This is a genomic window from Hyphomonas sp. (genome assembly GCF_013823385.1).
In the GTDB taxonomy this organism is placed as follows: Bacteria; Pseudomonadota; Alphaproteobacteria; order Caulobacterales; family Hyphomonadaceae; genus Hyphomonas.
This window is the reverse complement of sequence record NZ_PNMA01000024.1, coordinates 24061-46825: the sequence shown is the minus strand read 5'-3', so window position 1 is coordinate 46825 and position 22765 is coordinate 24061. Positions and strand designations below refer to the sequence as shown.

Genomic DNA, 22765 nt, shown 5'->3' with positions numbered 1-22765 from the left:
GACCCTATCTCAGGCCATGCGGCAGAAACGGCCCCGCACGGCTCCAGACGGTAAGATGGCGATAAAACAAGGGCTTGCGAACCGCTAAAGCGGCTCGGCAAGGCATCATATAGTCCGTATACGGCACTTAGGAATCTGTCGCTCTATCCTGCTGAGCTACGGGACCAGCCGATGCCTCCTCTATCCGAAAATGCGGGCGCGTTGAAGCGGAAAAGCGCGGGTCACGCATGCTCCAGCGCCTGTTTCAGGTCTGCCAGAAGGTCATCCGGGGCCTCGATCCCCACGGAAAAGCGGATGAGGCCGTCGGTAAAGCCGATCCGGGCGCGCACATCGGCAGGCACCGCCGAATGCGTGGTCGAGCCGGGATGGCACATCAGGCTCTCCGTGCCGCCCAGGCTCACCGCCAGCTTGATCAGCTTCAGATTGTCCAGAAGCCGGAAGGCCGCCGCCTTGCCGCCCTTCACATCGAAGGAAAAGGTCGCCCCGGCGGCCTCGCACTGCTCATCGAACACCCGCTTCTGGGGGTCGCCCGCCTCCAGGAAGCCCGGATACATCACCTGGGAGACCTTCGCATGACCCTTCAGATATTCGGCGCAAATCCGGGCATTGGTGAAGGCCCGCTCCATCCGCAGCTGCACCGTCTCCAGAGACCGCGTCAGCAGCCAGCAGGTATGGGCGTCCAGCATCGTGCCAAGATAGTTCCGCATACGGCGGATCTTCGTCAGCATCTCCTCATTGCCGACAATCCCGCCGGCGATGAGATCGGAATGCCCGCCGACATATTTCGTCAGCGAATAGAGCGCGAGATCGGCCCCATGCTTCAGCGGCTTGTGCCCGATCGGCCCCATCATGGTATTGTCGCACATCAGGATCGGGCGGCGGCCGGTCTCCGCTTGGAGGATATCCGCCACGCGGGCGCAGGCGGCAATGTCCACAAGCGCATTGGTGGGGTTGGCCGGAGACTCGGTGAAGATCACCGAGACCGGGCCATGGCGGCCTGCAGCCTCCCGCGCCGCCGCCAGGATCTGCTCCTGCGTCGACCAGGCATCAAACTCTGCCGATTGCACGCCCCAGCCCGGCATGAAACTCCGCACAAAGACTTCCGAAGCGCCGTAAAGCGGGCTGGAATGCAGGATCGTGGTTCCCGGCTCAGCGCAGGCAAACAGCGCCGTGGTGATGGCCGACATGCCGGAGGAAAAGGACAGCGCCGCCTCCCCGCCATCATAGAGGGTCAGCCGGTCCTCCAGCACTTCCATATTGGGGTTGTTGAAGCGGGTGTAGATGAGATCGGCCTCCTCCGGATCCCCCTCTTCCCAGCGCCCGGCGAGCCGGCGGAACAGCGCCTCCCCATCCCGGGCGGATTTGAAGGCGAAGGTCGAGGTCATGAAGATCGGCGGCTTGATCGAACCTTCAGACATGAAGGGATCATAGCCAAACCCCATCACCAGCGATTCCGGGCTCAGCGTATGGCCCGCGATTTCCCGCTTGCGATAGGACTTCAGGGGTTTTGACATGGGGGTCCTCCCGTATACTTATCGTAAGGGAAAGCTTACCGGCCAAAAGACTGCCTTAGCAAGGCGAAGTCACTTGCCTCCCGCCTGCCTGCCGGGTGATAGTTGCGCGATGGACGAGGCAGGGCGCCGGGCGCCGATCCGCAAATTCGTGATCTTCGCCGCCGCGCTGATCGTGGCGGCTTGCGGCCGCGCGCCGTCTGATCCCCTCGAAGGTCTGGCGGTGGGCGAGCGAGGCCGGGTCGTGCGGGTAATCGATGGCGACGCGCTGGTGCTGTCGACCGGGCAGAGCGTCCGCCTCATCGGCATCGAGGCGCCCGCCGGACCCAGCCGGGGCCGCGAGGGCGAGGCAGGCTTTGAAGAGTCCAAACGGGCTCTGGAAGACATGGCCCTCGGCCGGGAAGTAGAGCTGCGCTATGGCGGCCTCACGCGCGACCGGTATGACCGCGCGCTCGCCCATGTCGTCACGACAGATACGCTGGGCCCGAAATACTGGCTGAATGCGGAAATGGTGAAGCGCGGCGCTGCGCGGGTGCGGGTCTATCCGGATACGGCGGCCGCAAATGATCTGCTCCTGCCCCTGGAGGTGGCCGCGCGCGAGGAGAAAGCCGGACTCTGGAAAGGGCGCCTCTGGGCCATCACTGAGGCAGACGCCTTGCCCGATACATTCCAGGGCTTCCAGGTGGTGGAAGCGGTCACCAGCGGCATGCAGGGCTCAGACTTCCGGGGGGTGTCCTGCGACGTGCTGCTGGAACGCTCCCTGCTGGTGCTGGAGATCGAGAGCGCCGCCGCCGCGCTCTGCCAGATGGACCCGGACACGCGGATCCGCGCCAGGGGCTATGTGCGCAATCTCCGTATGGAGATCACTCATCCGCTGAATGTGGAGATATTGGAGGCGCCCTGACGGGTCAGGCGTCGGGAACGAGGCCTGCGGTTTCCGGGTCGCCCGCGATCTCTTCCAGCGCGCGCTTGAGTTTCAGAAGGGCAGCATGCTCGATCTGCCGCACGCGCTCCTTGGAAACGCCGATCTCCTCGCCCAGCGCCTCCAGCGTCATGGGCTCATCGGAGAGACGCCGGCGGGTGATGATATGGGTCTCGCGCGGGGTCAGCGTCTTCATGGCCGCCTCGATCCAGCCATGCCGGCGTTCCGTGTCGCGGCTGCGCATGACGGCCTCTTCCGGGGGCAGACTTTCATCGGCGATCATGTCCTGCCATTCGGCGTCCCCGTCCATCGTCAGCGGCGCATTGAGAGAGCGGTCCGATCCCGAAAGCCGGGCGGACATTGTCTCCACATCCCGAAGCGGCACGCCCAGATGAGTGGCCACCCATTGCCGGTTCTCGGCGGTCATCGTCCCGTCGCCCAGATCGGAGATACGTGCCCGCAACCGGCGCAGATTGAAGAACAGGGACTTCTGCGCAGAGGTCGTCCCGGTGCGGACGATGGACCAGTTGCGCAGCACATAGTCCTGAATGGAAGACCGGATCCACCAGCTGGCATAGGTGGAGAAGCGCACCTCGCGCTCGGGCTCAAACCGGGCGGCTGCCTGCATCAGGCCAACATTGCCTTCCGACACAAGGTCCGCCATCGGCAGGCCGTAATGGCGGAACTTCGCGGCCATGGAGATGACGAGGCGCATATAGGCCGTGGTCAGCTCATGCAGCGCGGCCTCATCCTCCCCTTCCCGCCAGCGCCGAGCGAGCGACGCCTCATGCGCCGGATCAAGCAGCGGCGCCTTCATCGCCGTCTTCACGAACTGACGATCCGCCGGGTTCGTCGCTGAATATGCATTTGGCACGGGAAACCTCCTGCAGGCCGGATATGCCTCTGTCGGTAACCTTTACGTCCCGATGTACCCGCTGGATCACGCGGGCGCCTTGATTTTCGCCCACTCCGCCCAAGCAGGCGCGCCGCCACCTCCGCTTGACGGCAAAACCCTGCCGGGCATAGGGTGCCGAAAGGAACAATACCGGAACACGCCCCGCCATGGCTGACGCCTCCAATGAAGAGCTGCCCCTCCGCCGCGCCGCCGAAATCTGCCGGGGCACGCTTCGGCTGATGGCGCAGCTGGGCTATTACGGTGTCACCGAGATGACGCTGGCAAATAATCGCCGGGCCGATATCGCTGCCGTGGGCCCGGCAGGGGACATCTGGATGATCGAGATCAAGTCCAGCGTCCAGGACTTCAAATCCGACACCAAATGGCGGGAATATATGGAGTATTGCGACCGGCTGACCTTCGCCGTCGGCGCAGACTTCCCGCAGGAGCTGATCCCTCCGGAAGCCGGCCTGATCATTGCCGATGCCTTCTATGGCGCGGTGATCCGGGAGGCTCCGGAAACGCGCCTTGTCGCGGCCCGGCGCAAGGCGGTCACCCTGCGATTTGCCCGTCTGGCCGCCGCCCGGCTCACCAATGCCGCTGATACAGGCTGGACGCCGGGCGAGGACACGCTTACCTCGCCCCTGTCATGAGCCTTGCCTATCCCGTTGCCCGGTCCCTCGAAGATGCCCTGAAGCCCGGCGCGCCCACCGCGCGCAGCCGCCGGGAGGCCATGGCGCTAGCCAGGGGGCTCGCGCTGGAGGGGCTGGAGACCAGCTGGCTGCACCTGCCCGAGGCCGAAGCCGACGCGCTCTTTAAGGCCATCGGCGCCGACGGGCCGGCTGGCCACCTGCAGCGCTATGAAGATACCTCAGGCCACGCTGTTATTGCGGTCAATTGGTGGAAACTGGTGGACCCCAATGATGTCCGCCCCCCGGAAAAGCGGGCTTTCGAGCCGCCTTCCCCTCCCCCTCAGCCCCCCGAGGAGGACCACACGGACGACCTCTATTTCCGCCGCGGCCGCACCAAAACCCGCCGCAAAAAACCGGCCGATCCCAACCAGCTCGACCTCTTCAGCAAGAACCTCAAAGGCTGAAGGGTCAGGCCGCCTCAGGCACCGGCCCGCGATACACCGAGCGCGGGCGCACCAGTCTGCCGTCACCGATCTGCTCGCGGGCGTGCGCCGTCCAGCCCAGCACCCGCCCACAGGCAAAAACCGCCGTGAAAGCCTCTCTCGGAAGGCCAAGAGCTTCCAACAGCAGAGCCGTATAGAACTCCACATTCGTCTCCAGCCGCCGATGGGGATACTTCGCAGCTAGCCGGCCAAGGATGGCCCGTTCGATATGTTCGGCAAAGGCGATCCGGCCGGTTGTGCCCGGCAGGCGCGCCACAGCTGCCTTGAGCGCATCGGCGCGCGGATCGCGCACCCGGTAAACCCGGTGTCCAAATCCCATGAGGCGGTCTCCCCGGCCAAGGGCGCCCTCGATCCAGCGCTCCGCATTGGCGGGCGCCCCGATAGCATCAATCATGTCCAGCACCGGGCCCGGCGCGCCGCCATGAAGGGGACCCTTGAGCGCCGAGACACCGGCCACCGCTGCGGACACGAGCCCGGCCCGCGTCGATGCGACGACCCTGGCCGCAAAGGTTGATGCATTCAGGCCATGGTCGCAAACTGTTACCAGATAGGCGTCCAGCGCACGGGCCTCTGCCTGACCGGCAGGGATCCCCGTCAGCATCCGGAGGAAATCAGAAGACTGGGAAGCATTCCTGTCTGGCGCAACCGGTGCCTCCCCCCTGCCCCGGCGAACCGCCGCAGCGGTCAATACCGGCCCGGCCGCTGCCAGCCGGATGGCGGCCTCAAGGCTTTCATCATCCGGCAGCAATGCCCAGCCCGCCCGCAGGAATGAGATCACATCCAGGCCGCCCGGAAGGTCTGCGACTAGGGCAAAGACCTCTTCGCGGGCAGCGCCGATCCGGGCGCCAAGCGCTCTGACGTCCGGCAGTCCTTCGAAAAATCCTTGCCACAGGAGATGCGCCGCATCTTCAAACGCCATGGAAGCCGCCAGCATCTCCACCGGCCAGCCGCGAATGATAAGGCGTCCATTCTGTCCGTCCACATCCGACAGGATCGTCTCGGCGGCGACAACATTCTCAAGCCCGGAATCCATAAGAAACCTCCATTCAAACCTGGTGCGTATTTCGATCCGGGCATTGGCACCGTCAATCTTGATCAATATAATCAACATATGATCTGGATTGGGCGCGCCGAAGCTCTGAGCCTTCTGGGGGTAAAGCCCCAGACACTCTATGCCTATGTCAGCCGGGGATTGATCGCTTCAAGGCCGGATACGGATGATCCGCGCGCCAGCCTCTATTCTGCCGCCGATATAGAAACACTTCTGAAGCGCCGCCGCAGCGGGCGGGGGCGCGACGCGATTGCCCGCGCGGCCATCTCTTGGGGCGAGCCTGTGATGGAAACCGCCATCACCACCGTGCGCGCTGGAAAGCTGATCTATCGCGGCCGTGACGCTGTGCGGCTTGCCGCAGAGGCCACGCTTGAGGAAACCGCCGCAATCTTGTGGGACGCCGGGCCACTGCCCGTCCAGCGCGCTGCAGAAGTGCGCCCGCCCGGCATGAGCGGCAAGGCACGGGCACTGACCTTCCTGGCAGAGCGCGCCGCCAGAGATCCCCCAAGTTTCGGACGCGGGCCCGCCGCGCTTGCCGCCGAGGGCGCAGGATTGCTGTCGGGTTTCTGCGGTGCGGTCACCGGCGCAGGCGGACGCGGCTTCTTCCATCAGCGCCTCGCCCGCCACTGGAATCTCTCGCCAGGCGGAACAGACCTTCTGCGCCGCGCGCTGGTGCTTGTGGCCGATCACGAGCTTAATCCGTCAACCTTCGCCGCGCGGGTGGCCGCCTCTACCGGCGCGCCGCTGGCTGCCTGCGCGCTGGCCGGCTGCGCCACGCTGACCGGCCCCCTGCATGGGGAAGCTTCAGCCCGCGCCCTTGCCTATCTGCGCAGCGCGCTCGAAACCGGGCCGGATACGGCGCTCACGGATCTTTCGGCACGCGGACAGCACATCCCGGCCATTGGGCATCCCCTCTATCCGGAGGGAGACCCGCGCGCAGCAGCGCTGCTGAAATGGATGAAACCCGATGCGGGACTGCGCCGCGCCATCCGCGCCGCCGAAACGGCCGGCGGCGACGGGGCCAATATCGACATGGCACTTGCCGGGTTGACCGTTCAGCTGAACCTGCCGGAGGACGCGCCCTTCCTGATATTCGCCAGCGGGCGCATGGCGGGGTGGATCGCGCATGCCATGGAGCAGCGCGCCAGCCATCGCATCATCCGCCCACGGGCAAATTATACAGGCAGTTGGATCAGATCCGCTCTTTGATCGCGGCGACAGCGGCCTCTGCCGTGATGCCGAAATGCTGGTAGAGCTTCTGATAGGGCGCGCTGGCGCCGAAGCTGTCCATGCCGACAAAGCCGCCCTCGGCGCCGATCCAGCGGTCCCAGCCGAAACGGACACCTGCCTCAATGGCGACCCTTGGCAGCCCCTTGCCGAGCGTTTCCTGCTGATACGCAGCGTCCTGCTGGCCAAACAGCTCCATCGACGGCATCGAGACGACGCGCACGGCGATCCCCTCTTCCGCCAGCAGGGCCTGGGCCTTCAGCGCAATCTCGACCTCCGAGCCCGTCGCGATCAGCACGCCGCGCTCCTTGCCCTTGCCAGCAGGCGAAAGCACATAGCCGCCCTTGGCAGAGAGGTTCTCGTCCGTATGGGTCTTGCGGGCAGGCGCCACATTCTGGCGGGTGAGCGCCATGGTGGACGGTCCGTCATTGCGCTGCAGCGCCAGTTCCCAGCACTCGGCCGTCTCCACGCCGTCTGCCGGGCGGAACACGACCATGTTCGGCATCCCGCGCAGCGAGGCAACATGTTCCACCGGCTGGTGCGTCGGGCCATCTTCGCCAAGACCGATAGAATCATGCGTCATCACATGGATGACGCGCGTGCCCATCAGCGCGCCAAGCCGGATGGCGGCGCGGCTGTAATCGGCGAACACAAGGAATGTGCCCGAATAGGGAATGATGCCGCCATGCAGCGCCATGCCGTTCATGGCCGCTGCCATGGCGTGTTCCCGCACGCCGTAATGGATGTAGCGGCCATCCCAGCTCTTCGGCGTCATCGGCGCAGTGTGGCTGGTCTTGGTATTGTTGGAGCCCGACAGGTCCGCCGAGCCGCCGACCATTTCCGGAACGAGGCCCGTGATCACTTCCAGCGCTTCACCGCTCCATACGCGCGTCGCCTTGGAGGCGCCGCCTTCGGCCACGGCCTTCTTGTGCTTGATCACGGCCTTGCCGAGATTTTTCGGCAGGCGGCCGGCCATGGCGGCATTGAACTCACCCTTGTGCGGGCTGGTTGCCAGGCGCTTCTTCCAGGCAGCATGCTCTGCCTGCGAACGCTCCCCGGCTTTCGCCCAGGCTTTCTCGATGGCGTCTGGCACTTCAAACGGCGCATGCGGCCAGTTCAGAGACTTGCGGATGCCTTCGATTTCCTCGGCGCCATAGGGGCCGCCATGGGCCTTGCCCGTGCCAGCCAGTTTCGGCGCGCCGAAACCGATGACGGTTTTGACGGCCAGGAAAACCGGCTTCTTCTGCTTGGTCGCCCATTTCAGGGCGGCCTCGACATCTTTCTCGTCATGCCCGTCAACGCGGCGGCTCACCCAGCCGGAGGCTTCAAAGCGCGCACACTGGTCGGTCGAGTCGGAAAGATCGGTCGAGCCATCGATGGTGACGGCATTGTCGTCGAACAATACGATGAGCTTGTTCAGCTTCATGTGCCCGGCCAGCGTGATCGCTTCCTGGCTGACGCCTTCCATCAGGCAGCCGTCCCCGGCGATCACCCAGGTGCGGTGGTCCACCAGATCATTGCCAAAGCGGGCGTTCAGGTGGCGTTCGGCAATCGCCATGCCGACAGCCGTGGCGATGCCCTGCCCCAGCGGGCCGGTGGTCGTCTCAACGCCGGGTGTGACGAAATTCTCCGGATGGCCCGGCGTATTGGCGCCCAGCTGGCGGAAATTGCGGATGTCATCGCGGCTGACCGAGGCATAGCCCGTCAGGTGAAGCAGCGAATAGATCAGCATCGAACCGTGACCGGCCGAGAGCACAAACCGGTCGCGGTCGGCCCAATTGGGGTCTTTCGGATCAAACTTCAGGAATTTGCGAAAGAGGACAGTGGCAGCGTCCGCCATCCCCAGAGGCAGGCCGACATGGCCCGACTTGGCGGCTTCAACGGCGTCCATGGACAGGGCTCGCACGGCATTTGCCATGTCGCGATTGGTGACAGCCATTCTGCTGATCTCCCGAAGTTTTGAGTTCGAGGCTGCTAGGCCAGACTTGCTGGCCTCCGTCAAGGCGCTTGGCGGCGCAAACCAATGCAGATACTTCATAATCTCATGAATGACATGGACTCGGCAGCCACGCGCCTGGATGCGGCCCTGAAGCGCCTTGAAGTGGCGCTCGAGGCCCATTTGACCCGTGCCGGCGATCCAGCCGCCCTGAAAGCCGAAATCGCGGCCCTGGTTGAAGACCGCGCCCGGCTGGCCGACGAACTCGATTCTGCGCTGGCGCGGGAGCGGGAACTCCAGACGCTCGCCGATGAGGCGAGTGACGCGCTTGGCGCCGCGATCCTTGAGGTGCGCGCCGCCCTCAGCCCTGCGGAAGAAGAGGCGGATAATGGCCAAGGCTGACATCCGCATCCGGGGCCGCAGCTTCTCCATCGCCTGCACACCCGGCCAGGAAATGCGGGTTCAGCGCCTTGCCGAACAGCTGGACGTCCGGCTGGCAGGCATTTCCTCAGCGGTGGGCGATATTGGCGATGACCGGCTGTTGCTGATCGCGGCCCTTGCCCTGCTGGATGAGCTCGATGCGGCCCGCCAGACGCCGCCGTCTGCAGCCGCCGACGCGCGCGCCGCAGGCCTGATTACGGCCGTCGCCGCCAGGGTCGAGGCGCTCGCCGCCCGGCTTGAGAGCGGCGGGCAGCCATGAGCCGGGTTGCCGCGACCCGATGCAGCAGGGCGCCCCCGCCCATAGCGGACTAGTATCCCGCCCAACAAGGATGAAAGGCGACATGCCATGCAACAATTCCTGACCATCGGCTTCTATGCCGCCCTGATCGCCGTCGCGGTGGTCCTCGTCATCGGTGTCGCCAATCTGGCGCGCCGGGATGGCAATCAGGTCAGCCGCTCCAACAAGCTGATGCGGATGCGCGTCATCTTTCAGGCAATTGCGATTGCCTTCCTGGTTCTCATCGGTATCGCTGCCGGGGCCATCAAGTTCGGCGGTTGAATGAGAGGGGCCAGACCGTGGTTCGCATCGACAAGATTTACACGCGCACCGGTGACAAGGGCGAAACCAGCCTCTCCACAGGCGAGCCGGTTGCGAAATGGCACCCCCGCGTGGCCGCCTATGGCACGGTCGATGAGCTGAACGCCGCGCTTGGCGTTGCCGCGCTGGAAGCAGACGGTGAGATGCTTGTCCAGCTGCGCCGCATACAGAACGATCTCTTCGACCTCGGCGCAGACCTTGCCACACCTGACCGGGGACGCGTTCTGGAATGGACACCGCTGCGCATCATCGCCACCCAGGTCACCCGGCTTGAGGAAGAGATCGACGCCATGAACGCCTCGATCCCGCCGCTTGACAGTTTCATCCTGCCGGGCGGCTCGCGCCTTGCGGCGCAGCTGCATGTCGCGCGCACCCTCTGCCGCCGCGCCGAACGCGCGATAGCCGAGCTTGCCAGCATGGAGAACGAGCCGGTGACCCCCGAAGCGCTCGCCTTCATCAACCGCCTGTCGGACTGGCTGTTCGTCGCCGGGCGCGCCGCCAACAATGATGGCGCCGATGACGTCAAATGGGTGCCCGGCGCCAACCGCTAGGCGTCAGCCCCGCTGCGCGTCGCGCACCTCAGCCATCAGCGCAAAGAGTTCCATCACCGGCGTGACCTTGCCATCGCCGCGATACTCCCTGTAAAGACTGTCTACATTCACGGCAATCCGCTCAGCGTCGCCCCAGCTGGCATAGTCGCCGAGCGCGATATCGAGCGCCGCTTCGCGCACGCTGAGCCCGGCATCGAAACGCCTGCGCGCCTGGCGGTCCACATAGCCAAGATACTCCGCCACGCGGCGCACACCCGCCTTGTCCGTGACCGGACCATGCCCCGGCACGATCACATCAACATCCATGGCAATGATCTCGTTGCAGGCGCGGATCCAGTTTGCCACAGGCCCCGCCCACATCAGGGGCGTGCCATTGATGAAGAGAATGTCCCCGGTGAAAACTGCCCGGTCTCCGGGCACATGCACCAGCACATCCCCGCCCGTATGCGCCGGGCCCACCTCGATCAGGCGCACCGCCTTGTCGCCCACCTTCAGCTCCATCGCGCCGGAGAAGGTCTGCGTGGGCCCACGCTCATCGACATTCTCGAAATCGAACGGCGCGAATATGTCGGCGAAATACGCGCCGGCGGGCCCAAGCTGCGCGCCCATCTTCTTGAACTGCGCCAGCATGGCAGGCGGCACTTCGGCCATCTCCCTGGCGCTGGCCTCGCTGGCGATGATCTCCGCCTGCGGACAGCAGCCATTGCCGTGGCAATGATCTCCGTTCGCATGGGTATTGACGATCGTTCCGATCTTCTCGGCGCCGATACCGGTGGCGTTCGCCATCGCGTCCAGCATCTCCCGGGTCAGCGCCATGTCGAACAGCGTGTCGACCAGAAGCGAGGCCTCGCCATCCCGGATCAGCCCGGCATTCGACCAGCCCCAGCCGCCGTCCGGCTGCAACCAGGCGTACAGCCCGTTTCCGATATCCTTGAGGCCCTTGGTATATTCCCAGCGCGCCGCCATTGCATTTCCTCCCGGTCTTGTTTGCCCGGAGCAGACCATGGTGGCCGCGCCCCGGCAAGCGCCGGATCAGAAACGCTCCAGCAGCCGGCGGAGATATTCGCGTTCTTCCTCGTCCTCCGCCTCGCCATAGCGGCGGCGGAGCTCGTCGAGGATATCCTTGGCGCGCTGGCGTTCGGACTCTGACGGAATTTCAACGCCTTGCCCGTCATTGCCCGCCCCGGTCAGCGGGCGGCCGAGCGGATCATTGGAGCTTTGCCCCTGCTCGCCCAGCCGGTTGGCGCGCATCTGGTCGATCTGGTTTGCCATTTCCCGCGACAGTTCAGACAGCATCTGCGTCGCGCGCTCCTGATCCATGATCGCGCGGCCTTCATTCCCGCCCTGCAGCGCGCGTTCCGCCCGCCGCTGCGCTTCCAGGATCGCCCGCAGAGCCTCTTCATTGACGCCCGCCCCGCCTTCACCGGGCTCACCGCCGGGGCCGCCGCGCCGCGCCAGCTCCTCAACCAGACGGCCCAGTTCAGCCTGGCGCTCGGCCAGCGTGCCGCCACGGCCTGATCCCGGCTCGCCATTGCCCTGACGCTCACCCTCACCCTGCTCGCCCGACTGCTGACCCTCACCGGTCTCCTGGCCCTCCATGCCGCTAGGCTGGTTTCCGGTCTGGCCCGACTGTTCACCGCGCTGCTGGGCAAGCGTGTCATCATTGAGCTGACGTTGCTCGCGAAGGATTTCAGACAGGCGCCGCATGGCATCGGTCATTTCCTGTTCTTCCGGCGGCAGGTCACTATCCTGCCCATCGGCCTGCTGCCCCGGCATCCCGCCGCCCTCGCCCTGGCCGCGCTGGAATTCGAGATTTTCAAGCAGGTTGGTGATGTCGGAGAGAAGCTGGCGCGCCTGGTCGGCAGCGCCGGTTTCGGTCAGGTCCTGCAGCGCATTCAGCATGTCCTCGAAGTCCTGCCCCCCGAGGGAGCCCCCGCCCGCCTGCGCCTGACCGTCCTGTTGCTGCTCCGGCCCGTCCAGCCCGCCGGCCATCGCCTCGGCCATCTTCGCAGCCAGATATTCGTTTGCCGCGTCACGGAAAGCTTCCATCAGCCTGCGGATTTCTTCTTCCGAAGCGCCCTCGCGCAGGGCACGCTCAAGCGCCGCGCGGGCAGCCTCCAGACGCGCCCGTGCATCGGCGACACTGCCATGCTCAAGCTTCAGCGCGATGGCCCAGAGCAGCGGCTCCACGGCGTCCGCTTCGGCCTTTGTGCCGGCCGTTTGCAGCGTCGCGAGCGCCATGCGCAGGCCCATGAACGCGCCGAGGTCATTGATGAACATCTCGCCGCGATAGGTCACCGAATCCAGCATCAGGGCCGCCTGCCGCACGCCCTCGGGGGCGGCGTCCAGCCGGCCGGTCGCCGCCGTATTGATGGCGCCGTCTGAGATCGCCTGATCATTCTTCGGCAACTCCGCATAAGGACGCGGCTCCCGCAGCACGGTCACGCGCGCCTCCTGCGCCGCCTGTGCCAGCGGATCAAGGAACAGCTTCTCCGGCAGGATAAACGGCAGGGATTCGCTGAAGCCCTCCTGCCCTGCCCCGTCGCGGGCCACCAGGCGCACATCCACCGGCAGGCCGGCCCAGCGGTGGCGCGTGAGATCCAGCTGCGCGGTCGCCGAAAGCTCTCTCGCGCCCGGCGCGCCCGGCAGGGGCACGGGCACACGATCCTCCGCCTCCGGAGCAGCCGGGTGCGGCACGCGCAGGCGGATCGCCAGCTCCACAGCGGTCACGCCATAATCATCGCCTGCTTTCCATTTGAACTCGACCTGATCCCTCTGGCCGGGCGCAGGCGGGCTGTCGAAAGCGATCAGCGGCACTTCATCTGGCAGCACAACAAAATTCCACCGCGCCCGCTCGCCCCACCAGTTGACGGTCAGCCGCGTGTCCCCCTCAATCCGCGCGCGCGCTTCGAAGGCGCCTTCCGGGGTCTGGGCAAAGCGCAGTGTCTTGCGCTTGTCGCCGCGCAGGATGAGCTTCGGCGCAGACGGCGCCTGCGTGCGCAGGGTGATTTCAGAGCCAACCGGCACCCGCACATCCTTCATGCCCGCCTGCAGGAAAATCGGGGCGCGGCCGGTATGTTCGGGCGGGGTGACCCATGCCTCCACCACCATCTTGTCGGCGCCCGCCAGCGCGCCAAGATCCGGGCTCAGCGCCCGCGAGATCCGCCCCGGCGCCGCCGGTCCCGCAACCAGCGCCAGCGCAATCACGGCCACGGGCACGATATAGCGTAGCCGGTAGGGATCGAGCGCGGCCCATTCAGCCGTCAGGCGCGGCAGGCGAAGGTTTCCGATTTCCGCCACCAGCCGCGCCCGGTGCGCGCGCCAGAGGCTGGCTGGCCCCGCCGAGGCGTCCGCCGGCCGGTCGGTCAGCGAGGAGACGGGCCGCAGCTCCGACTGGCCATCCAGCGCGCGGATCACCTCGGCCTCTGCTGGCCGCCGATACCGCCGCCAGGAGATCCAGCAAAGGCCAATCCCGGCAAGGATCAGAACCGGCAGGATGGCCGCCGCCAGGAAGCTGCTCAGCCGGTCAAACCCGCCCGCCAGCGCGATCGCCAGAAAAGCGGCAACAAAGACAAAGGCTGGCCACCAGGCGCGGCCCAGCGCCAGAAGCGTCAGCCGGCGGCGGGTAGCCGCAAGCTTCTTCCCCAGCGTGTTCAGGCCTTCGCCTTGATCCAATCGGGCACCTCTTCCAGCATCGTCATCTCGTCGAAATCCGGCCGCCGGCGCACCACGCTATAGTGATCGCCATGGACCAGGACTTCCGGAACCAATGGACGGGCATTGTAGGCCGAAGAGAGCACAGCGCCATAGGCGCCTGCAGACATGAAGGCCAGCCGGTCGCCAGGCTCAACCTTCGGCAGGCTGCGGCCGGTGGCAAACTTGTCGGTCGACTCGCAGATCGGCCCCACCACATCATAGGTCTTTTCCGCCGTCCCCGGTGCAGGTTCGGCCAGAGGGCGGATGTCATGATGCGCGCCGTAGAGCGCTGGCCGGATCAGGTCATTCATGCCCGCATCGACGATCAGGAACGTCCGGTCCGGCGCCTGCTTTTCATAAAGCGCCGTCGTCAGCAGCACGCCGGCATTCCCGGCAATCACCCGGCCCGGCTCAAGGATCACTTCAAAGCCATGGCCCGCCGTCACATCCGCAATCATCGCCGCATAGGCAGACGGCGCAGCGGGCGCGTCGGTCTCGCGGTAGGGAATGCCAAGCCCGCCGCCCACATCGATGCGGGCGATGTCATGCCCCTGCTCCCGCAGACGCAGGGCAAGGCCAACCACCTTTTCAAACGCTGCCCGCATCGGGCCAAGCTCACCGATCTGGCTGCCGATATGCACGTCAACCCCGACCACCTGGATGCCCGGCAGCTTGCCCGCCTCGGCATAAAGCGCTTCGGCCTCGCCCCAGGGCACGCCGAACTTGTCGCCGGATTTCCCGGTCGAAATGTTTGGATGCCCGCCAGCGGCCACATCCGGGTTCACGCGCAGCGCAATCGGGGCTGTGCGCCCCAGACCACTCGCCACCGTCGACAGGAGGCGAAGTTCGCCCGCGCTTTCGACGTTGAACTGGTGGATGCCCGCCTCCAGCGCCAGCTTCATCTCGGCGGCTGTCTTGCCGACACCGGAAAAGACGATGCGCGAAGCCGGAATACCCGCCTTCATGGCCCGCTGCATCTCGCCGCCGCTGACCACATCAGCCCCGCAGCCTTCGGCCGCCAGCGTCGCCAGAACCGCAAGATTGCCATTGGCCTTCACCGAATAGGCAATCAGCACCTTCTGGCCGCTGAATGCCTCGGCGATCACCCGCGCATGGCGCTCCAGCGTAGCATTTGAATAGACATAAACCGGTGTGCCCACCTCGTCCGCAATGCGGCCAAGATCGACGCCCTCACACTGGAGGCGACCTCCGGCATAATTGAAATGATGCATGTAGGCTCCAGGTCAGGAGATGTCGCCAAGTCCGCCTTCGTCGACATCCCCGGCAGGCTTGTTCTCGGGAACTTCCCCGCCCCATTCATTCACGCGGGGCTCGTCCGAAGCCGGGGGCGGCGGCAGGTCAATCACCGGCAGCTCTTCGGCAACCGGTTCAGGCTCGGGGGCGGCAGGCGCCGTCTGGCAGGCTGCCAGAACCGCGCTGCCAATCGCCGCCAGCAGAAGCGCTCTGGTCTTCATCAATTGCTCCCCGGTCCGCCAAGGAGTTCATCCTCTTCAGGGGCCTGCTGCTGCGAAGGGCGGTCAGGCAGTTTCGGCAGGTCGCGCGCTTCGCCGTCCGGCAGCGTAGCGGGGTCAACATCGGTTGACGGATTTCCAATCAGCGGGCCCGGACGCTGAAGCGGCCCCTGCAGGCCGCAGGCCGACAGGCTGGTCGTGAAAAGGGTGATCGCCGCGAGAGCAAGAATACGTTTCATGGGGACTACTCCACTCGAAGTCTCTGTTTCCACTGTGCCACCTGTTCGGCCACGCGAACAGGGCTTGTGGCGCCATATGAGATACGCGAAGCAGCTGACGCTTCCACGCTGAGCACGCTGAACACTTCCTCTGTGATGGCACCGTGCACGGCCTGCATCTCCTTCAGCGGCAAGTCGGCAATATCGATGCCCTCTGCCTCTGCCCGCGCCACAATTCGGCCGGTGACATGGTGCGCATCCCGGAATGGCATCCCCAGCTCGCGCACCAGCCAGTCGGCCAGATCGGTCGCCGTAGAAAAGCCCTTCGCCGCAGCCGCCCGCATCACATCGGGTTTGAAACTGATGGTCTCGATCATGCCGGTCATTGCCCGGACGCACAGATTGAACGTGTCGAAGGCGTCAAAAGTGAGGCGTTTGTCGTCCTGCAGATCCTTCGCATAAGCCAGCGGCAGCGCCTTGATGGCGCCCTGCAGGGCTGCATACTGGCCAGTGATCAGCGAGGCCTTCGCCCGGATCAGTTCGGCCGCATCGGGGTTGCGCTTCTGCGGCATGATCGAGGAGCCCGTCGACCATTGGTCGCTGAGGCGTGCAAACCCGAATTGCGGGCTCGTCCAGAGCACAATCTCCTCGGCAAGGCGTGAGAGATGCGTTGCTGCAATCGACAGGCTCGCGAGCGCCTCCAGCGCGAAATCGCGCGCCGAAACGGCATCCAGCGAGTTGGCCATCGGCCGGGCGAAGCCCAGCGCCTCGGCCGTCATGTCCCGGTCGATCGGGAACCCTGTCCCGGCCAGCGCCGCCGCCCCCAGCGGGCACTCATTGAGGCGCACCGCGCAGTCGTGCAGGCGGGACCGGTCCCGCTCCAGCATCTCGACATAGGCCAGAAGATGGTGGCCAAGCGTGACTGGCTGCGCGGTCTGCAGATGGGTGAAGCCCGGCATCACCGTGGCCGTGTGCTCATCGGCGCGGCGCACCAGCGCCGCCTGAAGCCCCGCCACCAGCTGCCCGGTCTCATCCAGCGCACGCCGCGTCCAGAGCCGGAAATCGGTGATCACCTGATCATTGCGGGAGCGCGCCGTATGCAGCCGGCCGGCCGGCTCGCCGATCAGCTCCTTGAGGCGCGCCTCGACATTCATGTGAATGTCTTCCAACTCGCGGCGGAAGGGGAAAGTCCCGGCCCGCATTTCCTCCAGCACCTGGTCAAGCCCAGCCTGGATTGCCTCATTGTCGGCCACGCTCAGGATGCCCATTTCGGCCAGCATGTCGGCATGGGCACGGCTGCCCGCGACATCCTCTTCCGCCATCCGCCGGTCGATATCCAGCGAGGCGTTGATCTCTTCCATGATGGCCGAAGGTGTCGCGGCAAATCGCCCGCCCCACATCATCTGGCCTTTATCATCCGCCATTGCCATATCCTCGTATTTGTATCTGACGCCAGTGAAGGGCCCATCCCATGACCCGCTACGCCTATATCGGCCTCTTCTTGGTCGCCCTTGCAGCGATTGTCTACGTGCTGATGAGCGCTGCGACAGGAAAGCCCGATGGAAATCCCTATCAGGCCTTCGCCACCGGCGAGATGGCCAAGCTGGATTTCGGCAGCGCAGGCCAGCCGATTCCCGCCGGCACCTTCACCGATACCGATGGTAGCCAGCAGACGCTCGAAATCTTCAAGGGCAAGACCATTCTGGTCAATTACTGGGCCACCTGGTGCCCGCCCTGCGAGAAGGAGATGCCCGCCCTCGGCGCGCTGCAGACCGCCCGGGCCAGTGACACGTTCGAAGTCGTCGCTCTCAGCGTCGATTCCCCCGAAGATGCCGACTATGCCAAGCGCCGCCTCACAGAGCTTGGCGCGGCCAATATCGCCTTCCGCCACGCCCCGATGGACAATGGCGATGTCATCTATGGCGCCGGCGTGCGCGGCTTTCCGACAACCATCCTCTACAGCCCTGACGGGATCGAGATTGCCCGCCTGGCAGGCGATGCCGACTGGGCGTCCGCCGAAGCGGTGCAGTTCATAGATGCCGCCATCAAGCGCTCGGCCCGCTAGGGCAACACCGCCAGCGCCATCTTCACCCGCGCAAACTGTTCGGACATCCGCATCTCCGGCGGCGGCGTGCGCCCGGCAAGCGGCCCGGCTGCGGGCCACATCAGCACCAGAATGTCGAGTTCCAGCCGCAGATCGCCATACACCGTCTCGTCCAGCGGCGAGATCAGATCGCGCGCGGCCACCGCATAGCCATAGGCGGCCTGATAGGCATCCAGATCGATGATTTCGCCATATCTGACCCCGGCCTCATAGGCCTCTGCGGAAAGCCGCATCAGAAAGGTCACGGTCTCCTTCGGCGCAACGCCGGACCCCTCGATCACACCGGAAAGATTGGACTCCGCCCCGGCAAACAGCGGCGCAATCTCCTCGTCTGGCAGGACGAGATCCAGCGCCCCCCGGATCGCCTCAATCCGCGCCGGCTCAAACCCCAGCGCCTGCAGCGCCCCGGCATCAAGCGCCGTCATCTGCTGCCGGATATCGCCGAGCTGCGCCTTTGCGGCGTCCCGCTCCCCTGCCCGGAACACCATGTCGGCGGCAATCACGCGCCCCGCCAGGAACGCGGCCTGCTGCGGTGGCGACCAGCTTGTGGCTTCATCGGAATTCACCGCCTTGCGCGCGGCGGGCGTGGCCGCCATCGGATCGAAAGGCGCTGGCCCACCCTGAGGCGGCGCCTCGTCACAGGCCACCACCATCAGCGCGAGCCCGGCCCCTGCCGTCAGCTTGAGCAAACCTTGAATCATCCAGGGCCTCGTCCTTGCCATCAGCTGCGAGGCTAATCGCGGGCCCGGTCTTTACAAGTGCCTTGAGAAAAGTTCACGGAGCCGCGCCGCTGCCCTGCCCGCCGCACCAGTCGGGCTTGGGCGCGCCGCCATCATAATCCCAGGCGCGATGGGTTCCGCTGGCGACCAGAAGACCGGCCAGGTCTTGCCCGTCCAGAGAGAGGGTCACGACATTGCGCCCATACCTGTCGCGCCCCATGATGCGGCTGACGGTGACCACCCGCCCGCGCGTCAGCTCCACAGCCACCGCCTTGGCGTCATACCCCAGCTCGCGCTCCGCCTCGCACCTGGCCCCGCCGCGCTGTTTCATCGAACCTGTCTCGGGCGCGTCCACGCCGTGCAGACGGAACTTCGTGCCGTCCGACAGACGCCCGGAATCCCCGTCCGACCAGTAGACCGTTCCTCCCAGCTCCGTCGCCGCCTGCGCGTTCTCAGACGCAAACCTCGCGCCGAACAGCGCGATCAGGACGAACACCAACGTTCCGACAATCGGCACAATACGTGTGCGGACAAACATAGCTCAGCCTCCGGAATACCCGAAGCAGAGCCTGCCGACAGGATGTTAACCGGACGTTTAGAAACCTATCCGGAAAGCAAGGATCTCTAACAAAAACGGTTAATTTGGTAACCAGAATTACCGGCTGGGCACAGGCGCGTCGCCCGAATAGTCGTAGAAGCCCTTGCCGGACTTCTTGCCGAGCCAGCCGGCTTCCACGAACTTCACCAGCAGCGGGCACGGGCGATACTTGGTATCGGCAAGGCCGTCATGCAGCACCTGCATGATCGACAGGCAGGTATCGAGGCCGATAAAGTCGGCCAGCTGCAGCGGCCCCATCGGATGGTTTGCGCCGAGCTTCATGGCGGTGTCGATGGACGCCACCGAGCCGACGCCCTCATAGAGCGTGTAGACCGCCTCATTGATCATCGGCATCAGGATACGGTTCACGATAAAGGCCGGATAGTCCTCGGCATTGGTCGTCGTCTTGCCGATGGACTTCGTGTAGCCGATCACGGTGTCATAGGTGGCCTGCTCCGTGTTCAGGCCACGGATTACCTCGACCAGCTTCATCAGCGGCACGGGGTTCATGAAATGCAGGCCGATAAACCGGTCCGGGCGATCCGTCACGGAAGCAAGACGTGTAATCGAGATCGACGAGGTATTGGTCGCCAGCAGGGCATGGGCAGGCACGACCTCGCACAGCGCACGGAAGATCTGTTCCTTCACTTCGCGCTTCTCGGTGGCCGCTTCGATAATCAGGTCGGAGGCTTCATGCGCCTTCACGGAGGCGGATGGGCGAATGCGTTTCAGCGCCGCCTGCATCTGGTCGAGGGTGATCATCTCGCGCGCCACCTGGCGGGACATATTGCGCTCGATGGTCTCCATCCCGGCTTTCAGGGCCGTTTCGGAAACATCGCTGAGCACGACATCATATCCTGCAAGCGCGCTGACATGGGCAATCCCGTTGCCCATCTGGCCTGCGCCGATCACGCCGACTGTCCGAATCTCTGTCATATCCTGCTGCATCCTGGTTTTGATTTTTGCGAATGGTTATACCCCATTGTGCAGTGCGTCAAAGTCTGCGCTCAGACTTGGCACCCCCCGCAAATTCTACAGGGTCAGCCCTCAGCCGGCGAAACGGGCGGAACGCTGGCCTCCCCTTTCCCCTCCGCCGGCATTTTGATGCGGCCCTGCCCGAGGTAGACCAATGGGCCTATCAACATAAACAGGAAGCCCGCTGCCGGCCCTGCCGGGGTCAGCCAGGCCACAGCCCCGGTAAGAACCGCCACGCCCGCCTGGCAGCCATAATGCCAGAGCGACTGCCGCGTTATCGCCTTCTCCAGCTCTGAAAGCCCCAGCTGCGGCGCGCGCGACAGCGCATGCGAATACATCAGGCTGATAATGAAGAAGATCAGGCCATATCCGAAAGCGAAATAGGCCATGATGAGGCCCGCCTCGCGATACCCTATTCCTGACGCTTGAAGCGCCCCCCAGTCACCCGCCAGGCCGAGCAGGAAGCCGAAGAGGCTGTCGAAGACAAACCGCAGGGGATAGGCGACAAACAGAACCAGAAGAAGCAAAACGCAATTGAGGAAGATGATCCTGCCATCGGCCACCCCATACCGCCGGAAAAAGGTGAAATGGGCATTCCAGATCAGCACGAGCAACGCGAAACCCGCAGCAACGGGCACGATCGTGAGCAGATGCGCCGAAACCTCGGAGAAGGTCGTCGGCCGGGTGGCGGTCGATACCAGCATCCCAAAGGCCAGCGCAAACACGATATCCGACAGGTTTTCGATCCGGGTGACCGGGCCGCCGCGCCAGCGAAACCTCGGATCATGGTCCAGATCCTTCCCGACAAGTTCCCGGATCATCAGCCGCCCTCCAAGATTACCCGGAGAGTGAGGCAGAACTCTGGAACGATCAATGGCCGCAGGCCTCAAAAGAAACGCCCCGAACCAGAGGCTCGGGGCGCAATCTGTCAACGGACGCTGCGTCTGAAGGTCAGAGCGCGTTCGTCAGTTCCGGAACGATGGTGAAGAGATCGCCCACGAGGCCATAATCGGCCACCTGGAAGATCGGGGCTTCTTCATCCTTGTTGATCGCCACGATGATCTTGGAATCCTTCATGCCGGCAAGGTGCTGGATGGCGCCCGAGATGCCGATGGCGATGTAGAGTTCCGGGGCAACGATCTTGCCGGTCTGGCCAACCTGATAGTCGTTCGGGGCGTAGCCCGCGTCCACGGCAGCGCGCGAGGCACCGACAGCCGCGCCGAGCTTGTCGGCGAGCGGGAAGATGACTTCCTGGAACTTCTCGGACGAGCCGAGCGCCCGGCCGCCCGAGACGACGCGCTTGGCGCCGGCGAGTTCGGGACGGTCCGATTTCACCATCTCTTCGGAGACGAATTCCGATTTGAACGGGCCGGCAGGGGCCGCCACATCTTCCACCGAAGCCGAGCCGCCCATTTCAGCCGCGCCAAAAGCCGTGCCGCGAACGGTGATGACTTTCTTGGCGTCAGACGATTTGACGGTCTGGATCGCGTTACCGGCATAGATCGGACGCACAAAGGTCGAGGCGTCCTCGATGCCGATGATCTCGGAAAGCTGCATCACGTCGAGCTTGGCAGCGATGCGCGGGGCAATGTTCTTGCCCGTGGTGGTCGCGGCCAGGAACACGGCGTCATAGCCCGCCATCAGCGGCACAACGAGGGCTTCCATGGCTTCGGCGGTCTGCTTGCGCAGGCTTTCGCCTTCAGCTTTCAGCACCTTGCGGACGCCGGAAATCTTGGCCGCTTCCGGCGCAACCGTGCCGGCATTTTCACCGGCAACCAGCACGTCGACATCGCCGCCGAACTTGAGCGCGGCGGTCACAACCTTGTGGGTCGCATCCGACAGGGCGCCGTGATGATGTTCTGCAATTACGAGGACGGCCATTACACAGCTCCCGCAGTCTTGAGTTTCGAAACCAGCGTTGCGACGTCTTCAACCTTGATACCGGCGCTGCGCACCGGCGGTTCGGACACTTTCACAACCGTGAGGCGCGGCGAGATGTCGACGCCGTAGGCATCGGGGGTCTTCTCGTCGATCGGCTTCTTCTTTGCCTTCATGATGTTCGGCAGGGAGGCGTAGCGCGGCTCGTTGAGGCGCAGGTCAACCGTGACAACCGCCGGCAGCGCCAGTTTCACCGTCTGCAGGCCGCCATCGACTTCGCGGGTCACTTTCAGCGCGGCGCCGTCTTTCTCGACCTTGAACGCGAAGGTGCCCTGCGGCCAATCGAGCAGCGCGGCCAGCATCTGGCCGGTCTGGTTGGAATCGTCATCGATCGCCTGCTTGCCGACCAGAACGAGGTCCGGGCTCTCTTCGCCAACAACCTTGGCCAGCAGCTTGGCAACGGCCAGCGGCTCAACCGTGGCGTCGGTCTTGATCAGGATGCCGCGATCAGCGCCCATGGCGAGGGCGGTGCGGATCGTTTCCTGCGCCTGTTGCGGCCCGATGGAGACAACCACGATCTCGGTGGCAACGCCCGCTTCTTTCAGGCGGACAGCCTCCTCGACGGAGATTTCGTCGAAGGGGTTCATGGACATCTTGACGTTGGCGAGATCGACCCCGGTCTGGTCCGGCTTGACGCGGACCTTCACGTTATAATCAATCACGCGCTTGACGGGCACGAGGACCTTCATGCGGGCGCTCCCAGGTTGGCTACGGTTCTTGGCACTTTAAAGTGCGCTGTCCCTACATATAGGCCGCCCCGCGCGCAAGGCTTGACGCT

The 22765-nt window shown here is 64.8% G+C and carries 25 protein-coding genes; 9 read left to right on the top strand and 16 right to left on the bottom strand.

What is annotated here, in order from left to right:
• Window positions 1-221: 221 nt before the first annotated feature.
• Entirely contained in the window at window positions 222-1514 is a 1293-nt protein-coding gene (locus C0456_RS13870) for a cystathionine gamma-synthase family protein (RefSeq protein ID WP_291053214.1), read from the bottom strand.
• Window positions 1515-1623: 109 nt separating this feature from the next.
• Between C0456_RS13870 and C0456_RS13865 the strand changes: the two genes are divergently transcribed.
• A complete protein-coding gene (locus tag C0456_RS13865; RefSeq protein WP_291053211.1) occupies window positions 1624-2415 on the top strand; it encodes a thermonuclease family protein in 792 nt (263 codons plus the stop codon).
• 4 nt (window positions 2416-2419) lie between these two features.
• Here C0456_RS13865 and C0456_RS13860 read toward each other — a convergent pair whose 3' ends face one another.
• On the bottom strand, window positions 2420-3307 hold the full coding sequence (locus tag C0456_RS13860; RefSeq protein WP_291053209.1) for an RNA polymerase factor sigma-32: 888 nt from the start codon (window positions 3305-3307) through the stop codon (window positions 2420-2422).
• Between the two features lie 188 nt (window positions 3308-3495).
• Here C0456_RS13860 and C0456_RS13855 point away from each other — a divergent pair, with 188 nt between their 5' ends.
• Together C0456_RS13855 and C0456_RS13850 are read left to right on the top strand one after the other, a co-directional pair.
• The gene (locus C0456_RS13855) at window positions 3496-3981 is read left to right on the top strand and encodes an MmcB family DNA repair protein (protein ID WP_291053207.1); all 486 of its coding nucleotides are present in this window, start codon (window positions 3496-3498) and stop codon (window positions 3979-3981) included.
• The gene (locus C0456_RS13850; protein ID WP_291053204.1) at window positions 3978-4424 is read left to right on the top strand and encodes a hypothetical protein; all 447 of its coding nucleotides are present in this window, start codon (window positions 3978-3980) and stop codon (window positions 4422-4424) included. The genes C0456_RS13855 and C0456_RS13850 overlap by 4 nt, the downstream gene beginning before the upstream one ends.
• 4 nt (window positions 4425-4428) lie before the next feature.
• Here the strand turns inward: C0456_RS13850 and C0456_RS13845 are convergent, their stop codons facing one another.
• The gene (locus C0456_RS13845; RefSeq protein ID WP_291053202.1) at window positions 4429-5496 is read right to left on the bottom strand and encodes a citrate synthase/methylcitrate synthase; all 1068 of its coding nucleotides are present in this window, start codon (window positions 5494-5496) and stop codon (window positions 4429-4431) included.
• A gap of 78 nt (window positions 5497-5574) precedes the next feature.
• Here C0456_RS13845 and C0456_RS13840 point away from each other — a divergent pair, with 78 nt between their 5' ends.
• Window positions 5575-6723: a citrate/2-methylcitrate synthase gene (locus tag C0456_RS13840; protein ID WP_291053200.1), complete on the top strand. Its 1149-nt coding sequence runs from the start codon at window positions 5575-5577 to the stop codon at window positions 6721-6723.
• On the opposite strand, the gene tkt is transcribed toward C0456_RS13840, so the two are convergent.
• A complete protein-coding gene (gene tkt / locus C0456_RS13835) occupies window positions 6707-8779 on the bottom strand; it encodes a transketolase (protein ID WP_367179278.1) in 2073 nt (690 codons plus the stop codon). The two genes, C0456_RS13840 and tkt, sit on opposite strands and share 17 nt — an antisense overlap.
• Before the next feature lie 6 nt (window positions 8780-8785).
• On the opposite strand from tkt, the gene C0456_RS13830 reads away from it, so the two are divergent.
• The 4 genes from C0456_RS13830 to C0456_RS13815 all read left to right on the top strand — a co-directional run bounded on the left by C0456_RS13830 (window position 8786) and on the right by C0456_RS13815 (window position 10267).
• On the top strand, window positions 8786-9079 hold the full coding sequence (locus C0456_RS13830; protein ID WP_291053197.1) for a DUF4164 family protein: 294 nt from the start codon (window positions 8786-8788) through the stop codon (window positions 9077-9079).
• Window positions 9066-9377: a cell division protein ZapA gene (locus tag C0456_RS13825; protein ID WP_291053194.1), complete on the top strand. Its 312-nt coding sequence runs from the start codon at window positions 9066-9068 to the stop codon at window positions 9375-9377. Before C0456_RS13830 ends, C0456_RS13825 begins: the two co-directional genes overlap by 14 nt.
• Before the next feature lie 87 nt (window positions 9378-9464).
• The gene (locus C0456_RS13820) at window positions 9465-9677 is read left to right on the top strand and encodes a twin transmembrane helix small protein (protein WP_035601000.1); all 213 of its coding nucleotides are present in this window, start codon (window positions 9465-9467) and stop codon (window positions 9675-9677) included.
• A 17-nt stretch (window positions 9678-9694) separates the two neighbouring features.
• A complete protein-coding gene (locus tag C0456_RS13815) occupies window positions 9695-10267 on the top strand; it encodes a cob(I)yrinic acid a,c-diamide adenosyltransferase (RefSeq protein ID WP_291053192.1) in 573 nt (190 codons plus the stop codon).
• Between the two features lie 3 nt (window positions 10268-10270).
• Here C0456_RS13815 and C0456_RS13810 read toward each other — a convergent pair whose 3' ends face one another.
• The 6 genes from C0456_RS13810 to argH form a co-directional block, all read right to left on the bottom strand.
• On the bottom strand, window positions 10271-11233 hold the full coding sequence (locus C0456_RS13810) for an MBL fold metallo-hydrolase (RefSeq protein WP_291053190.1): 963 nt from the start codon (window positions 11231-11233) through the stop codon (window positions 10271-10273).
• Window positions 11234-11299: 66 nt separating this feature from the next.
• Complete coding sequence (locus C0456_RS13805; protein WP_291053187.1) at window positions 11300-13942, bottom strand: DUF4175 family protein; 2643 nt, start codon at window positions 13940-13942, stop codon at window positions 11300-11302.
• Window positions 13921-15195 (bottom strand): diaminopimelate decarboxylase, encoded by a 1275-nt coding sequence (gene lysA / locus C0456_RS13800; protein ID WP_291053184.1) that lies wholly within the window; start codon window positions 15193-15195, stop codon window positions 13921-13923. Before lysA ends, C0456_RS13805 begins: the two co-directional genes overlap by 22 nt.
• A gap of 12 nt (window positions 15196-15207) precedes the next feature.
• Window positions 15208-15438: a hypothetical protein gene (locus C0456_RS13795; RefSeq protein WP_291053182.1), complete on the bottom strand. Its 231-nt coding sequence runs from the start codon at window positions 15436-15438 to the stop codon at window positions 15208-15210.
• Window positions 15438-15674 carry a lipoprotein gene (locus C0456_RS13790; protein WP_291053179.1) on the bottom strand — a complete coding sequence of 79 codons (237 nt, stop codon included), beginning with the start codon at window positions 15672-15674 and terminating at the stop codon, window positions 15438-15440. The genes C0456_RS13795 and C0456_RS13790 overlap by 1 nt, the downstream gene beginning before the upstream one ends.
• Before the next feature lie 5 nt (window positions 15675-15679).
• Entirely contained in the window at window positions 15680-17077 is a 1398-nt protein-coding gene (gene argH / locus C0456_RS13785) for an argininosuccinate lyase (protein WP_291053176.1), read from the bottom strand.
• A gap of 47 nt (window positions 17078-17124) precedes the next feature.
• On the opposite strand from argH, the gene C0456_RS13780 reads away from it, so the two are divergent.
• The gene (locus tag C0456_RS13780) at window positions 17125-17718 is read left to right on the top strand and encodes a TlpA disulfide reductase family protein (RefSeq protein WP_291053173.1); all 594 of its coding nucleotides are present in this window, start codon (window positions 17125-17127) and stop codon (window positions 17716-17718) included.
• Here the strand turns inward: C0456_RS13780 and C0456_RS13775 are convergent.
• The 6 genes from C0456_RS13775 to C0456_RS13750 form a co-directional block, all read right to left on the bottom strand.
• Window positions 17715-18458, bottom strand: coding sequence for a hypothetical protein (locus C0456_RS13775; protein ID WP_291053171.1), 744 nt, complete (start codon window positions 18456-18458; stop codon window positions 17715-17717). The genes C0456_RS13780 and C0456_RS13775 overlap by 4 nt on opposite strands.
• Window positions 18459-18531: 73 nt before the next feature.
• The gene (locus C0456_RS13770) at window positions 18532-19014 is read right to left on the bottom strand and encodes a thermonuclease family protein (protein WP_291053169.1); all 483 of its coding nucleotides are present in this window, start codon (window positions 19012-19014) and stop codon (window positions 18532-18534) included.
• A gap of 117 nt (window positions 19015-19131) precedes the next feature.
• Window positions 19132-20010 carry a 3-hydroxybutyryl-CoA dehydrogenase gene (locus tag C0456_RS13765; protein WP_291053166.1) on the bottom strand — a complete coding sequence of 293 codons (879 nt, stop codon included), beginning with the start codon at window positions 20008-20010 and terminating at the stop codon, window positions 19132-19134.
• Between the two features lie 104 nt (window positions 20011-20114).
• The gene (locus C0456_RS13760) at window positions 20115-20870 is read right to left on the bottom strand and encodes a TMEM175 family protein (RefSeq protein ID WP_291053163.1); all 756 of its coding nucleotides are present in this window, start codon (window positions 20868-20870) and stop codon (window positions 20115-20117) included.
• 130 nt (window positions 20871-21000) lie between these two features.
• Window positions 21001-21930: an electron transfer flavoprotein subunit alpha/FixB family protein gene (locus C0456_RS13755; RefSeq protein ID WP_291053161.1), complete on the bottom strand. Its 930-nt coding sequence runs from the start codon at window positions 21928-21930 to the stop codon at window positions 21001-21003.
• On the bottom strand, window positions 21930-22676 hold the full coding sequence (locus C0456_RS13750; RefSeq protein WP_291053158.1) for an electron transfer flavoprotein subunit beta/FixA family protein: 747 nt from the start codon (window positions 22674-22676) through the stop codon (window positions 21930-21932). Before C0456_RS13750 ends, C0456_RS13755 begins: the two co-directional genes overlap by 1 nt.
• Window positions 22677-22765: the final 89 nt, after the last annotated feature.